The organism is Sporosarcina sp. FA9 (assembly GCF_051550205.1).
Lineage (GTDB): Bacteria > Bacillota > Bacilli > Bacillales_A > Planococcaceae > Sporosarcina.
Window position 1 is genome coordinate 2,754,604 of sequence record NZ_CP188819.1, and the last position, 12,289, is coordinate 2,766,892.

Sequence of the window (12,289 nt, forward strand, 5' to 3'; positions counted from 1 at the left end):
TTGATTGGTTGCCGTCGTCAAATCCGATTGAAACTTTCTTAACTTTGAATCCCGAACTTATTCTGTTTTCAGCACAAGAATCACATTGGACAAATTTATATTTTACGTCTTCAACTGTGATCATTCCCTCACCCATTCCTTATTTTTCAACCGTATTACAATTAATTCCATCCCGGTTTTCAATTCGAACAGTTTTTGCCGCAATGGAAAGTCCCTCGTAACAGGTCCACCTTTTACATCAATTATCTCTTCATAGCCGTCAATGTAAGTAACCTTGAAGTCAGCCGTATAGATTGCCCCTGACTTCTCTCGCTTCGATTTCCCATTACATAGCGTGCAATTTATAGGATTACCCGTTTTAGGACTAGGACGTTTTCCTGTCCCGCTACATCGTTTGCAAGTAACCTCGTAACTATCAATAATTTGGTAGACGGGTTGGACCTCAATATCTTTTACCGCCGGATCTTTTTTCAAATGTTTGTAATATGCTGCTTCGGTCAATGAATCGAATTCTATTTTGTCAATTACTACTTTTCTAGAGTGGTATTGACGGGCTTGTTTTGGTTGCTTCGGCACCCTTGCACGTCTTGACGACCTTTGAATCCTTTGTGGATTTCTCATTGCGCCACCTTCTTTTTGTACTTAAAATACCTTTTACCGTTTTCAACTTTTGTCTCGCACCAATCGTTATTCCAATGCGCCTGTAGGGTGGCCGTAACGGATGGTTTCGGACTCGCATAATGCGTCTGTACTAAATCCAGTATTTCATCAACTGTCATCCAACCCCAGATTCTCATTGATTGTTTTATTTGATCTATCGTTATGGAATACTCAGTTGGACCATCGCCACTTTTCACCCCACCGGTCGTTAATTTGTGGTGTGGTAAAACTCTATGACGAATATTGTTCCTACTCTTTCTATGGCGCTTTCCCCAAAACCGCACCTTTGCTTTGTCACCATCCACCTCAATTAACCCAATCCCTTTTTCATGTAACAGGCGAAACGGAACTCTGTGGATTCCCGTCTTTCTTTTCGGTATTGCGACAAATACATAATCAGCCGCACCAATCGCGTCTATTGCTTGTCCGATTAAATGGAATGACATATTAAGCTTCATTTCAACAATGATTTCGTAGCTTTTTCCTACGCCGACAACGTCATAATTCGCAACTTCTGCAAACACATCACAAAACATTTTTTCTTCCAACAAGTTTTTTACCGGACGGAACATGTCGGACTCTTTTAATTTCTTCACTGCGCCACCTGCTCCGGTTCTACAATTTCATCAAGCGTGATCTGGATTCTTTCAAATTCCGCATCCTCAGCCGCTTGTTTTTTTACACATATGGGACCATATCCAATTTCGATACTTTTCAGTGTTTTCAGTGGTTTACTACACCTTTTGCATTTCACGCGATCCAACCCCTTTCTCGACCGAAATGCCATGTTTATTCTGTTGCGCGTTTCGTGATTTTTTATGCGTCGGCTTACTCGGAACGTGCATACGCCATCCCTCCAACTGGTAAGCCGCCATTTCTTGATTGTTTAAATGCCCATGAATGTAAATACGATCGTTGCCGACACGTCTAAACATTGTGGTAATCATTATTTAAACTCCTGAACTTCCAAAGCCATTTTCGCCGCGGTTTGATTCTGATAACTCATCGACTTCGTAAAGAACAACATGGGGAATCTTTTGAATGACTGCTTGAGCGACACGGTCGCCTTTTTTGATTAAGTACGTTTCCCACGGAACAACCTCGTCGTAATCGACTGGACACTCGTTGATTAATGTGACGTGATTAGCGAAGTTTTGCCAGTCAATCATTAGTGAAATATTATCTACAATCACCCCAACTTCACCCCGATACTGACTGTCGATTGTTCCAAGAACGACCCGTAATTTTGTACGACTACTGATTCCACTTCTTGGTCTAATTTGCATCTCAAAGCCGTCCGGAATTTCAAATGCCAATCCAGTTTTTACGACGACCGTTTCCCCGGGTGCAACAAGCACGTCTTTTAATGCGTGTAAATCAAATCCCGCATCACTGACATAAGCTTTCGTCGGAATAAATGCATCCTTGTGTAATTTTTTAACCTTTACTGTAATCACAAAATCCCCTCCATTACTTCGATAAGCGCGTCCCTCACGTTGTCATAACGATTTGCAAGCACATATGCCCTGTTATGATTTAAGTTGTTATCACGAATAAAATCTAATTCTTCCCCAGTAAAAAATCCTCCGGTTCTTTTTTGCCCTTTTGGTATTAACGAGACTTTGAAAGCTGCATACTCTTTTCTCAGTCTCTTAATCTCGTTTTGTAATTTCACATTTTCCTGCTGCCATTTCCACTCATCCACTTCGACCCCTCACTTTCAAAGTTTCATAGATTTAATTCCTTAAAATGGTAAATCATCGTCGTTTACTTGGATTGGTCCTTGATTTGAATTAAAAGGATCGTCGTCTGTTCTGGAATACTGATTATTCGTCGTTCCCTGTCGATTCTGACCGCTTTGCGTCTGATTTGGTGTATTCGTCTGCCCCGACTTATTACCACCGTTAGATTGAATGCTAGAATCGTTTTTCGAGTTACTACTTCTTGGTTCGAGGAACTGGGTGCTATCCGCTACAACCTCAGTAGTGTAGACACGTTTTCCATCCGTCCCCTCGAAGCTACCTGTCTGGATACGGCCGTCAACTCCGGCAAGACTTCCCTTTTTCAAGTAGTTTGCAACATTTTCAGCCTGTTTTCTCCAAGCAACACAACTGACGAAATCCGCTTCCTGTTCGCCGGCCGCATTTTTGAATGCTCTGTTGACTGCAAGGGTGAAGCGTGTAACAGCGATACCAGTTTGCGTGTACTTCAATTCTGGATCCTTTGTTAAACGCCCGACCAAAACGACACGATTAATCATTTTGCAACCTCCAACAGTTCAGGATTTTCGTAAATGTTGCCGATTATTTCGCCCTTTAAAATTCCGTCATCTAAATATTGATTGTCCCCATCTCCGTAATAACTCACGCAAATACCATATCTACCACCGTCTGCATGTTCGGACCCAATCGGCTCTACAAGCCATCGGAATTCATTTTCTTTGAGGGCGTTCGTTTGAATAACATCCCCCTCGTAAATCTCCACACCGTCCCTGTCTTTCACTCCGGTGTACTGTCCAACCGTTGCCGGAATCACCTTCGCCCAAAATTCATGTGCAATAAATTCCTCGTCCCAATCCGCCAAGTCACCAACAATGAATGGATTACCGGCATTAGTGATTAAGCTCCCTGTCACCCATCCGTTTTCATGCCTAGTATCTAGTTGGTCAAGTTCCTCAATCGGTAAAACTGATTTTCCACGAAATTTGATTTCCCTCATTCCGCCACCTCCATTTCCGCCGAAATCGTTCCAACTGTTCCTTCTTTGACCCATTTTTCGCAATGGTGATCGTGCTCTGTCGGGATTAAAGCACCGTTCGCTTCGGAGCATCCACCGCCCAAAACCCAATGACCGCATGACCAACAAGTAGGTTCATGTTGCGTTTCAAAAATGTAAAAGCTTTCCGTCACGATGCCACCTCCTTGAATTTCAATGGTTCCTTAAACATTTCTCGATGTTCAGCGCAATCCTTAATTTGTTTAGCTTCAAAACGATATTTGAAACTGTTTTTGCCAATTCTTCGAATCAGTTTTTCCCTCGCCCTTTTCTTCGTTGGTTCCTGTATACCGAAAACGAATTGTTTGCTAACCGAACTCCAAATCCCATACATACCAGTGTGTTTTGCTACCGGCTTCTTCGGACCTCTCAACCTCCTAAGGCTCGCTTCCAGTTGCACCGGCGTCGCTTTACTAAGTTTGTAAATGAAGTTCTCGATTTCTTCGTGATCCTGTCGGCGCCACATTTGGCGAAGCATTTCCGTGAATTTTCTTCTACCAATGTGATTCGTTTCACCCAATTTATTTGCCGATATTTTTCGGCAGTAATTTATAAAATGTTGTCGGTTGTTGAATTGGGTGTTTCGTTGAGTTCTCATTCCGCACCTTCCTCATAGTCGTCGTCATAGGATTCAACGTGACTAATTTGATCCGAGTCACCCAGATATTCACCACCAAGAAAGAATAGTGGGTCGCCTGGTACTTCCTCTAAACACTCGATACAATAATGTTCATCATCTTCCTGTCGATGGTAATGCTCCGTTTCAGGAGGAATAGGTTTCTCGCAATGTTCACACTTCCTCACGATGCCACCTCTTTCCGAACCGCCAAAAGTCTCGAAAGTCCGTGTATATCCAACGTCGATAGTTTTGCCATTTTCAAAGTTTCATAGATTCCGTACGAGTTTAATTCCGCAATAAGATTTTTCTTGATACGCTCATTCATTACGCAGCTACCTCCTTTTCTCCGAGTTCACGAAGTAGCAAGTTGAGTGCACCTTCTGGTGTCGTTCCTGCCGCCAAGCGTAATTCGTTGAGTAAATGGCTGAACTGTCGTTCTAATTGCTTGTCCTTTCGGCCTGTAGCTTTCCATTGCCCAGCTACAAGAATGAGTTGGTTGATGATGTGGTTAATCATTCCAATCCCTCTCCTTCAACTATCAATTTCGGTGCTTTATTTAACACGTTGTGAGAAAACATAACCTCGTTGCTTAATCGGTAAATCCATATGCAATCCCGATCCACACCGTAACGTAATGCAATATGCGTTTCGTCTTCGTTCATGTATGTTTCCCATCTTAAATTCCCATTCAAAGCAATCTTTGCTTCTTCAAGAAAATCTAAATCTTCTTGGTTGATGCTTGTTGTCATTTGGTTTCCTCCTAGTAAAATAATTTTCTATAATCCTTATCAGGCGTATAAAGTTTGATAGATTCTGCATTCTGACTCATACGCGATTCAGCTCTAGCCCCGATAACCCCAGCAAGAGATTTCTCATCAAAGTTTGTTGTGTAGACGGTTGATTTACCTTCTCGCATGTCGATTAGTCGCACCCACTCCGAACTGGACCATGAAACTTCATTTGCTTTGCTAGTTTCAACGCCAACATCATCGATTATCATGACTTCGAAACCCGAGAATTGTTTATCGAATCGTTCTCTTGCATGGTCGTTTCCAAACATGCTTTTGATATTGTTGAATAATTCATTTGCTCCGATGTATGAAATACTCTTGCCTTCGTGTTTTAGTGTTCTTGCAATCGCTTTGGAAAGATGAGTTTTTCCAGTTCCGGTTGTGCCGGACAGTCGAAGGTTTTTTATTTCTCCAGCAATTATTGATTTTGTAAAGTCGATAGCCTTTGTTTTAGCAGCAGTCGTTTCGGTGGATTCCGCTTCAAAGTTTTTAAATCCTGCGTCGTCATTGTCGCTAATCAAGTACCAATCTTTGTCAACCACTTTTTGATGTTTCGACTTTATTGAATTTCCTACCTGACTTGCGAATGCGATCTTTTGGCAATCGCCACAAATGGGTAAGACTTTTTCTTGTAACCAATCACCGCTTTGTTTATAAATCCAGGCATCCAGTGTTTTATCCTTGCAACTAGGACATTCAACTTTGTCCATGCGCACTTCGGAAACGGTACTAATCATTTCGGGACGTGCCTTGAAGAATAGGTTTTCTTGTGTTGGGTTCCCTAGCATTGTCCATATGTCAACCTCTTGCACATTTCGCATAGTCCGTCCTCCTAGTAAGGTAAGTCGCTAGTATCAATCACAACATCTTTGTATTTTTCTGCATCTTGTCTTTGGCGTTCCAGTGTTTCTGGTGAAGCAGCAAACAGTGATTGCACATTTGATTTTCTTGGTAGAGCATCCGCTTTTTGAACGTCTTCAAGAGTTTTCACGTTATGATTTTTCCAGTTTTTTAAAATACCTTGCATGTAACGAATATAATTACTAGGTTTTACCTCGACAGATTTTTTCAATGCACATAAAACTAATTCGTCATTGTTTTCATCAACTAGGAAACCTAATTCTTGACTAACATGCGGTGAAATCATTCCTACGTTTTGTTCGTAAAAAGAAATGATTTCTCCGAAGGATTTATCAATAACGACAGGTGACGGTCTGTTGTCTTTAATACTTTCTTTAATACTGTCTTTAAAGATGTCTTTCTTGGGGGTAGTTTTAGACCCCTGGGGTTGTGTTCTTTTAGACCCCTGGGGTTGTGTCTTATTTGACCCCTCCGGTTGTGTTCTTTTAGGGGGGTGAGGTTCTTCTTGACCCCTCCCGTCACTTTCGACCCCCCAGTTCCTATAATTTTTATTGAAAGAAAGAACTCTCGATTCATTAAATGTTGCTTCTTTCAAAACTGAAATTACATTCGTATCGATTAGCTTTTTCAACACTTTCCTAACTCTTGAATTATCTATTCCAATCGCTTCTGCAATAAAGCTTGTCGATAAAGCGTGACCTTTTCGATTGAATCCGTATGTGTATCTCCAAACGATCATCAAGATTCTGAATTCAGTTCCATTGAATTTGAACCTTGATATCTGTTCGAGCAATTCATTGGCGATTCTTGTATATCCGTTCTCCGTTTGTACGCCCGACACTTCTACACCCCCTTTTCCCTATGGAATAAACACAAGTTTTCCAGTAGCTGCCTGTACTGATTTTTTAAACACTTCTTCATCGCTGTTACTGTTGCTTAAATGCAGTAAATGGATCTCTTGAATTTTAGATAGATCGTTAGCTTTCAAAAACTCAAGCACGTTCTCCAGTGAAAAATGCGATGCTTTAATTCGTCTTGCTAGTACTGGATGAATCATTCCACGTTCAATATTTTCATTAAGAATTGCTTCTGAATAATTTGCCTCAATCATTAAATGCGTAATTCCCGAAAATTTGTACCTAACGTAAAACGTGTCTGTCGCGAAAAGTAGTTTGCTGCCGTTGTCGCTTTGTATCAAAAAGCCGTGATTTTCTACGTCATGTTTGATATCGAAAGGTAAAATATTGAAAGTTCCAACTCTGAACTGTTTCTTGTTTTCGTACAGTCTAATCCGGTTGTGCTCTATGCCTATCTCGTCCGTGGTAGCCTTTGACATGTAAACGTCCATTGAAGCGTTTAACGCACCTTGTACGCCTTTGCAATGATCTTGGTGACTATGGGATATTAAGCAACCTGATATTTTCGAAGTTTCATAGTTTAAATCTTGTTGAATACGCTTGAAGGTGATCCCCAGCTCAATTAAGAGCCGGGTTTCTCCATCTTCAATCAGATAACAGTTACCTGTGGATCCTGTTGCTAAAGTTTTGATAATCACCAACCGGGACCAGAAGATACAGCAGTTATTAATGGTTCTGATTCTACATAAATATCTTGCTTATCTGCTTCTGGTTCGATAATTTCACCAGTTTCTTGGTTAACTTCTTTCTTGGGTTCTGGTGCAAAATCAAGTGCTTCTGTATTTGCTTTTTCGTTTATTTCTTCTTGTGGACCAACCTCTTTTCGTTCGTTGTCGTACTCGTTTTCGGTTGAGTTATTAATAGCTTGTACAAGCAGGTCGCTGTCGTCACTTGTGTTTATAAAAGCTTTAGCAGCACGATTAATTACAGTACGTTTCGCCATTTCCTGCGGGAACTTCTTGTGTACTGCTTGTTGGGTCTTCGACTGGCTCCAAGACGCTTCGAACTCTTTTCGAGTCATAACAGTTAGTAATTCTTCATCATCCGCCGTTTGGATCACTGCATACGCTCCAATGATGTTTTTATCTCTGTTTTCAAATGCCGTTTTATGGCCGACTAATTTTTCGCGTCCCCTATCATTTTCGTAATCGAAAACATCATCCTGATAGATTACGTTTGCCCATATGTCCTTTACGTTCGTTAGGCGTTTCAGAACGGCTTGTGTGCCAAAGTACGAACGATTTAACTGTAGTTGGTCGCCGTAAACAATGAAGTAGCACTGTGTTTTCGCTGGACTTAAACCCTGAACTACCATATCGAGCAATGAGTTGGCAATTGATTCTCTTGTACAAACATCTAACGCGGGTTTTTGGCTGCGATCTTTTGTATCTTGGAGTTTAAAGAACGCACTTTTTAAAGCATTACTAGCGTTGTAATTAGCAGGAAGAATCAAGCCGTCTTCTTGTAACCTTGCTAAATTGTTATTCACGCTGTCGGTAATGTCTTTTTGAATGATTGCTACTGATTGGTTTGTCATTTATGATTCCTCCTGTATTTTCAATAAATTCTCTTCACCAACGAAGAGATAATCTTCTTTGTAAAAATCGGTATCAACTGCATATTTAAACTTCGGCTCACGGAATTCGTTTATGTTCACAATTATTCCTACTCCTACCGAATCCCCTTGGTTGTTAAGAACCGTCACTCTATCCTTTACTTTTAAAGTCATGCCGCACCATCCTCTTCAATGACTTGTTTTTCGATCCGCAACTGCTTGTCCTTTTCAGAAACAACCAAACTGATAAGTTGTGAATTTGTATCAATTAATTTTGTAACCGACTCCGCGTTATCAAAAACTATTGGAACGCTTATGCCGTAGTGCTTTGACAACGTATTGATAATATCTAATCCGGAATTGATCCTAGCGCCGTCGTTTAATCCCTCAGAAAACGGAACGCCCTTATACGTGACCTCGCACACATCTTGAATGCCGCCATTTTGTTGGACACGGAACAATTTGAATCTCGCATACTTGAAATGTTCGTTAATGCGTTCGCCGAGTAGGTCTACTTCTGAGCGTGTGAACAAGTCGATTAGGTAAAGTCCTTTTTCAGCTTCTTCAAACGCTATAGCTAAATCTTTTTCCTGTTTTTCAAGTTCAGCAATGCGTTCTTTTGCGGTAACTGCATTTGTCTGTTGTGCAATTTGAGCATTGAGTTCAGTCCGTTTGGTACGTAGTTCAACAACTTCTTTCTCAATGTCTGTAACGGCACTCTGTGCGTTTTCTTTAAGCGTTACTATGCTCTTTTCGACTTCCGTTTTTTCTTGCACTTTATCCGTATACCGCTTATCCTGTCGGGCTTCTACAATGCCTGTTCTAAGCCTGTCTACCTCTACTGTTAACTTCGATACCGTTTTTTCTTTCTCGTCGATTTGCGGCTCTAAGGACGCGACTGTCGCTTTTAATTTCTCGATTTGTTCTAACGTTTGCGTTTTATCTTCCGCAATAGCTCTTCCGCTACTATTGATTTCTTCTAGTTCAGTAGCCTTAGTTAGGTTGAATGATGCAACCGCCTTTTCTTTTGCCGCTTCAATTTCTTCGACCGGTAAGGATTGGCTGCAAGTCGGGCACACTCCACCAGATTCGTGTTCGTGCGTATAAGCGCGTTCGTTTTCCTTCGTCCAACGTACAAGGAGTGCTGCACGTGTCTCGTCAAACCGGATAATATCTTTTTCTAGCACGCCATTTCGGTGCTCTGCATCATCTTTCTTGCGTTTTAAAATCGCTATGTTAGATTGTTCTTCTTGAATTTTCGCGTTAAGTTTAGTGGCCTGCTCAATGGACTCGGATTCAAGTTCGTTTTGGATCGTCTTCAAGTCCAGTTCAATCTGTTGTAATTCCTGTTGTTTACTTACCACCGCGGATCCGTTTTTAATATTGTTGATTTGAGTTGCGTGTTCATCAAGTTCCTTCTCGACGACTGCAATTTCTTTTTCTATAGAAGGAACGTCGATATCTTTATCTGGCAACGACATGTGTAGCTCGTCAATTCGAGGCTGGATACCCTCTACTTCTTTTTTAATATGTGTACGTTTCGAAGCGATAATTGCTTTCATATCCTCAATCTTTTTACCTTTCAATATTGCTGGCAAGTCTTTTAATGCGGGATTTGATGCAATTACATCGTCTTGTTCAACCTTTCCAACAACCTCTATAATCGTTGCGCGCTTTTCCGCCACTGTAAGTTGTTCGTTAAAAAATGTTGGTGACGTGAGTAGTTTAAATGTCTTTTGGTCGATAAGTTCGCCTACTTTTTTGTTGTAAGCCCCCGCGCTTAGAGGCACACCGTCAACAAAGTGATCTGTTTCATGGCCTGATTGTTCTTCTGTTAATTGACCACGTTTTTTAACCCAATTTTCTTTGTAAATTCTTTTCAGAGTTAGCGGTTCGCCGTTTACCGTTAATTCCAATTCAACTTCGTGATTTAATCGGTGGATTACTTCCCCGTCAAGGAGTGTTTTAATTCCGAAACGTTCTTTATCCTCACTGCTTTTTCCGAATAGTACCCAATGAAATGCATCCGCAACGGTCGTTTTATATGTTCCGTTGTCACCATAGATAATTAGGTTCAAACCGTCTGCGTCAATCGTTAAGTCCTTGGCTCCTTTGAAATTTTTGAGCTTCATGTTTATCCATTTAATTTCTTTCATTTCGATTCCTCCAATAGTTTAGGATTTTCGTAGATATTGCCCAAGATTTTTAATTCGTCATCAGCCGCATGAACCGCATACAACGGTTCGTCACCGTTTTTACTAAGTAGCCAAAAACAGCCATCAACGAACTCAACAATCCTTTTTTCTTCTCGTTCTCTGTAATGACCACCAGGATATTCTTCAATGAGGTAGTGAAGGATATCACCTTCGTAAATTTCCTTGCCATTCGTGTCTTCCAGTCCTGTAAATTGCCCAATTGTCTTGTGAACGATTGGGACTTCATACCACCGACTGTTGTACATATACCAAACCCCCCGAATGTGAAAAGGTTGTCTGTATATCCAGTTTTTAGAATTCAATACTTTTGCCCGATACTTAATTTCCCTCATAACATGTCCACTCCTTGTTATTTGAGGGGTTCTGCGCTAAAATAGCGGTAATAGAATTAATCAGAACCCCGACTCGCTGCTTGAACAGCGGGTTTTTTATATTGCATCTTCATATCTAATGATTTTTGCAGTCTTACGTAACGAGTAAATACTTACTTGACCCCATGTTTCCGTGAAGTTAGTCATCGCTTGGAGTGCATCGTCTTTTGTTGTGTGTACGACGTATGGATCTCCTTCCTGCATTGACCGAACTTCCCATTCCCATGATTCTTGCTTCAATTTTCTTCACTCCTTTCAGTAGTCGGATTCCCGATAATATTCAGCAGCACTTTCAAGATTTCGTTCGTCAAATTCTATTTCCATAGCACCAATAAATTGCTTGATGAAAATATCACTCGTCCAAATCCGTTCAGCCGCCGCAATTGCGTATCCAAGTGCCGCTTGATTGTTCCACTCTTCGCCGTTGTTAAATAGATATTTTACTACCGCTTCCAAGTCTGATCGATTGACTACAATCGTCGAATTTGTTGGAACCGATGTTTTTAAATCATCCCTCAGATTAAACATTGCTTGTTTTGCCTTCGCGTTCATAACGTCACCACCTTGATAAATAATGTTAAAACGACTGCACCAACAAGTGGTGCGTAAAACCACCAAGCATCTGATGGGTGCAGTTCTTCTCCGTCTTCCGGCGGAAAAAAGAATCTGTCTAATTTGTTCATTTCGTCATCACCCTTTCTAATGGTTGAATCCCATCAATAAGTCCGAGATAAAGATTTACCGTTAATTTCTAGGAGGAAATACAGGTTTGATCTCGGACTTATTGACGAGAGCCAAAGCTCCGTCAATGTGTTACAATAGATTTAACGAGTTTACCGGTTGACACCACCATGTCAGTCGGTTTTTTTGTGTCTAAAACTGGGTTGAATCATTTGAATTCGGATGCCGCTTGCAACTAAACCGTCATTCAATGCATTGAATGCGTTTTCCATACGTTTTGCTGATTGCATTCGACTGAGTTTTACGAGTGCTAAATGAAGATCTACAGTCCGCTTAATCGCCTCATCCACATTGCTTGTCCAAAAGTTCATTTCGATATGTTCTAATTGGTGCATGACTTTCTTGTTTTCTTCGATTGCCTCTGGTAAATTTTCTGTTTTATAATGTCTTTTCATGTTTTCCCCCTATAAGAAATTGATAAATCCACCTAGCAAACTAGTAATAAGTTGACTAACTGCTATAACATCTACGCCGCATAATAAAGCCACTGCAACCTCCGGGACTTGTGTTTCTTGAAACCATCTAATTAAATCCGATGCTTTTATTTCCATCTTGTCGTTTTCCAGTTTCGAAATCGTACTTCGTGGTAAAAACATTTGTGGAGCTAATTCTTCTTGACTTAATCCTGCACCAATACGCGCTTTTTTAAGTAACGGGCCAAAGTTCATGACATTCATTCACCCCCTCGTTGTTCTAAATCAGAACAAGTTCAAAACTTGAACAGTAATTAAATTTGAATCTAGTAATATAGTTAATGAGACAACGAGTTAACTTGCAGGAAAC

General features: G+C 40.8%; 26 protein-coding genes. All 26 read right to left on the bottom strand.

All coding sequences use genetic code 11. The features are described 5' to 3' along the window. Window positions 1–120: 120 nt before the first annotated feature. The 26 genes from ACP8HH_RS13950 to ACP8HH_RS14075 all read right to left on the bottom strand — a co-directional run bounded on the left by ACP8HH_RS13950 (window position 121) and on the right by ACP8HH_RS14075 (window position 12,183). A complete protein-coding gene (locus ACP8HH_RS13950; protein ID WP_438312267.1) occupies window positions 121–621 on the bottom strand; it encodes a DUF1064 domain-containing protein in 501 nt (166 codons plus the stop codon). Then, entirely contained in the window at window positions 618–1,256 is a 639-nt protein-coding gene (locus tag ACP8HH_RS13955) for a hypothetical protein (RefSeq protein ID WP_438312270.1), read from the bottom strand. The genes ACP8HH_RS13950 and ACP8HH_RS13955 overlap by 4 nt, the downstream gene beginning before the upstream one ends. Next, window positions 1,253–1,447, bottom strand: a complete 195-nt coding sequence (locus ACP8HH_RS13960) for a DUF6011 domain-containing protein (RefSeq protein WP_438312273.1) — start codon at window positions 1,445–1,447, stop codon at window positions 1,253–1,255. Before ACP8HH_RS13960 ends, ACP8HH_RS13955 begins: the two co-directional genes overlap by 4 nt. Next, complete coding sequence (locus ACP8HH_RS13965; protein ID WP_438319263.1) at window positions 1,395–1,607, bottom strand: hypothetical protein; 213 nt, start codon at window positions 1,605–1,607, stop codon at window positions 1,395–1,397. Before ACP8HH_RS13965 ends, ACP8HH_RS13960 begins: the two co-directional genes overlap by 53 nt. A 3-nt stretch (window positions 1,608–1,610) precedes the next feature. Beyond that, the gene (locus ACP8HH_RS13970; protein WP_438319186.1) at window positions 1,611–2,114 is read right to left on the bottom strand and encodes a dUTP diphosphatase; all 504 of its coding nucleotides are present in this window, start codon (window positions 2,112–2,114) and stop codon (window positions 1,611–1,613) included. Then, complete coding sequence (locus ACP8HH_RS13975) at window positions 2,114–2,365, bottom strand: hypothetical protein (RefSeq protein WP_438312276.1); 252 nt, start codon at window positions 2,363–2,365, stop codon at window positions 2,114–2,116. The genes ACP8HH_RS13970 and ACP8HH_RS13975 overlap by 1 nt, the downstream gene beginning before the upstream one ends. A gap of 39 nt (window positions 2,366–2,404) precedes the next feature. Further along, entirely contained in the window at window positions 2,405–2,920 is a 516-nt protein-coding gene (ssb, locus tag ACP8HH_RS13980; RefSeq protein ID WP_438312278.1) for a single-stranded DNA-binding protein, read from the bottom strand. Further along, entirely contained in the window at window positions 2,917–3,378 is a 462-nt protein-coding gene (locus tag ACP8HH_RS13985; RefSeq protein WP_438310865.1) for a YopX family protein, read from the bottom strand. Before ACP8HH_RS13985 ends, ssb begins: the two co-directional genes overlap by 4 nt. Continuing rightward, a complete protein-coding gene (locus ACP8HH_RS13990) occupies window positions 3,375–3,569 on the bottom strand; it encodes a hypothetical protein (protein WP_438312281.1) in 195 nt (64 codons plus the stop codon). Before ACP8HH_RS13990 ends, ACP8HH_RS13985 begins: the two co-directional genes overlap by 4 nt. After that, a complete protein-coding gene (locus tag ACP8HH_RS13995) occupies window positions 3,566–4,033 on the bottom strand; it encodes a hypothetical protein (RefSeq protein WP_438312283.1) in 468 nt (155 codons plus the stop codon). Before ACP8HH_RS13995 ends, ACP8HH_RS13990 begins: the two co-directional genes overlap by 4 nt. Then, window positions 4,030–4,239, bottom strand: a complete 210-nt coding sequence (locus ACP8HH_RS14000) for a hypothetical protein (RefSeq protein ID WP_438312286.1) — start codon at window positions 4,237–4,239, stop codon at window positions 4,030–4,032. The genes ACP8HH_RS13995 and ACP8HH_RS14000 overlap by 4 nt, the downstream gene beginning before the upstream one ends. After that, complete coding sequence (locus ACP8HH_RS14005) at window positions 4,236–4,379, bottom strand: hypothetical protein (RefSeq protein ID WP_438312288.1); 144 nt, start codon at window positions 4,377–4,379, stop codon at window positions 4,236–4,238. The genes ACP8HH_RS14000 and ACP8HH_RS14005 overlap by 4 nt, the downstream gene beginning before the upstream one ends. After that, on the bottom strand, window positions 4,379–4,570 hold the full coding sequence (locus ACP8HH_RS14010; RefSeq protein ID WP_438312290.1) for a hypothetical protein: 192 nt from the start codon (window positions 4,568–4,570) through the stop codon (window positions 4,379–4,381). Before ACP8HH_RS14010 ends, ACP8HH_RS14005 begins: the two co-directional genes overlap by 1 nt. Further along, complete coding sequence (locus tag ACP8HH_RS14015; RefSeq protein WP_438312293.1) at window positions 4,567–4,803, bottom strand: hypothetical protein; 237 nt, start codon at window positions 4,801–4,803, stop codon at window positions 4,567–4,569. Before ACP8HH_RS14015 ends, ACP8HH_RS14010 begins: the two co-directional genes overlap by 4 nt. 11 nt (window positions 4,804–4,814) lie before the next feature. After that, window positions 4,815–5,666, bottom strand: coding sequence for an ATP-binding protein (locus tag ACP8HH_RS14020; protein WP_438312295.1), 852 nt, complete (start codon window positions 5,664–5,666; stop codon window positions 4,815–4,817). A gap of 11 nt (window positions 5,667–5,677) precedes the next feature. After that, a complete protein-coding gene (locus ACP8HH_RS14025; protein ID WP_438312297.1) occupies window positions 5,678–6,547 on the bottom strand; it encodes a replication protein in 870 nt (289 codons plus the stop codon). Between the two features lie 18 nt (window positions 6,548–6,565). Further along, window positions 6,566–7,261, bottom strand: a complete 696-nt coding sequence (locus ACP8HH_RS14030; RefSeq protein ID WP_438312300.1) for an MBL fold metallo-hydrolase — start codon at window positions 7,259–7,261, stop codon at window positions 6,566–6,568. Then, on the bottom strand, window positions 7,258–8,160 hold the full coding sequence (locus tag ACP8HH_RS14035; protein ID WP_438312302.1) for a recombinase RecT: 903 nt from the start codon (window positions 8,158–8,160) through the stop codon (window positions 7,258–7,260). Before ACP8HH_RS14035 ends, ACP8HH_RS14030 begins: the two co-directional genes overlap by 4 nt. Continuing rightward, window positions 8,161–8,352: a hypothetical protein gene (locus tag ACP8HH_RS14040; RefSeq protein ID WP_438312305.1), complete on the bottom strand. Its 192-nt coding sequence runs from the start codon at window positions 8,350–8,352 to the stop codon at window positions 8,161–8,163. After that, on the bottom strand, window positions 8,349–10,334 hold the full coding sequence (locus tag ACP8HH_RS14045; protein WP_438312307.1) for a hypothetical protein: 1,986 nt from the start codon (window positions 10,332–10,334) through the stop codon (window positions 8,349–8,351). Before ACP8HH_RS14045 ends, ACP8HH_RS14040 begins: the two co-directional genes overlap by 4 nt. Next, a complete protein-coding gene (locus ACP8HH_RS14050; protein WP_438312308.1) occupies window positions 10,331–10,639 on the bottom strand; it encodes a YopX family protein in 309 nt (102 codons plus the stop codon). The genes ACP8HH_RS14045 and ACP8HH_RS14050 overlap by 4 nt, the downstream gene beginning before the upstream one ends. A 183-nt stretch (window positions 10,640–10,822) precedes the next feature. Next, window positions 10,823–11,005, bottom strand: a complete 183-nt coding sequence (locus tag ACP8HH_RS14055; protein ID WP_438312310.1) for a hypothetical protein — start codon at window positions 11,003–11,005, stop codon at window positions 10,823–10,825. Window positions 11,006–11,020: 15 nt separating this feature from the next. After that, a complete protein-coding gene (locus tag ACP8HH_RS14060) occupies window positions 11,021–11,317 on the bottom strand; it encodes a hypothetical protein (RefSeq protein ID WP_438312312.1) in 297 nt (98 codons plus the stop codon). Continuing rightward, window positions 11,314–11,448, bottom strand: a complete 135-nt coding sequence (locus ACP8HH_RS14065) for a hypothetical protein (protein WP_438312314.1) — start codon at window positions 11,446–11,448, stop codon at window positions 11,314–11,316. The genes ACP8HH_RS14060 and ACP8HH_RS14065 overlap by 4 nt, the downstream gene beginning before the upstream one ends. 171 nt (window positions 11,449–11,619) lie before the next feature. Beyond that, window positions 11,620–11,901, bottom strand: a complete 282-nt coding sequence (locus ACP8HH_RS14070; protein ID WP_438312317.1) for a hypothetical protein — start codon at window positions 11,899–11,901, stop codon at window positions 11,620–11,622. Between the two features lie 9 nt (window positions 11,902–11,910). Continuing rightward, window positions 11,911–12,183, bottom strand: a complete 273-nt coding sequence (locus ACP8HH_RS14075) for a helix-turn-helix domain-containing protein (RefSeq protein ID WP_438312318.1) — start codon at window positions 12,181–12,183, stop codon at window positions 11,911–11,913. Window positions 12,184–12,289 lie beyond the last annotated feature (106 nt).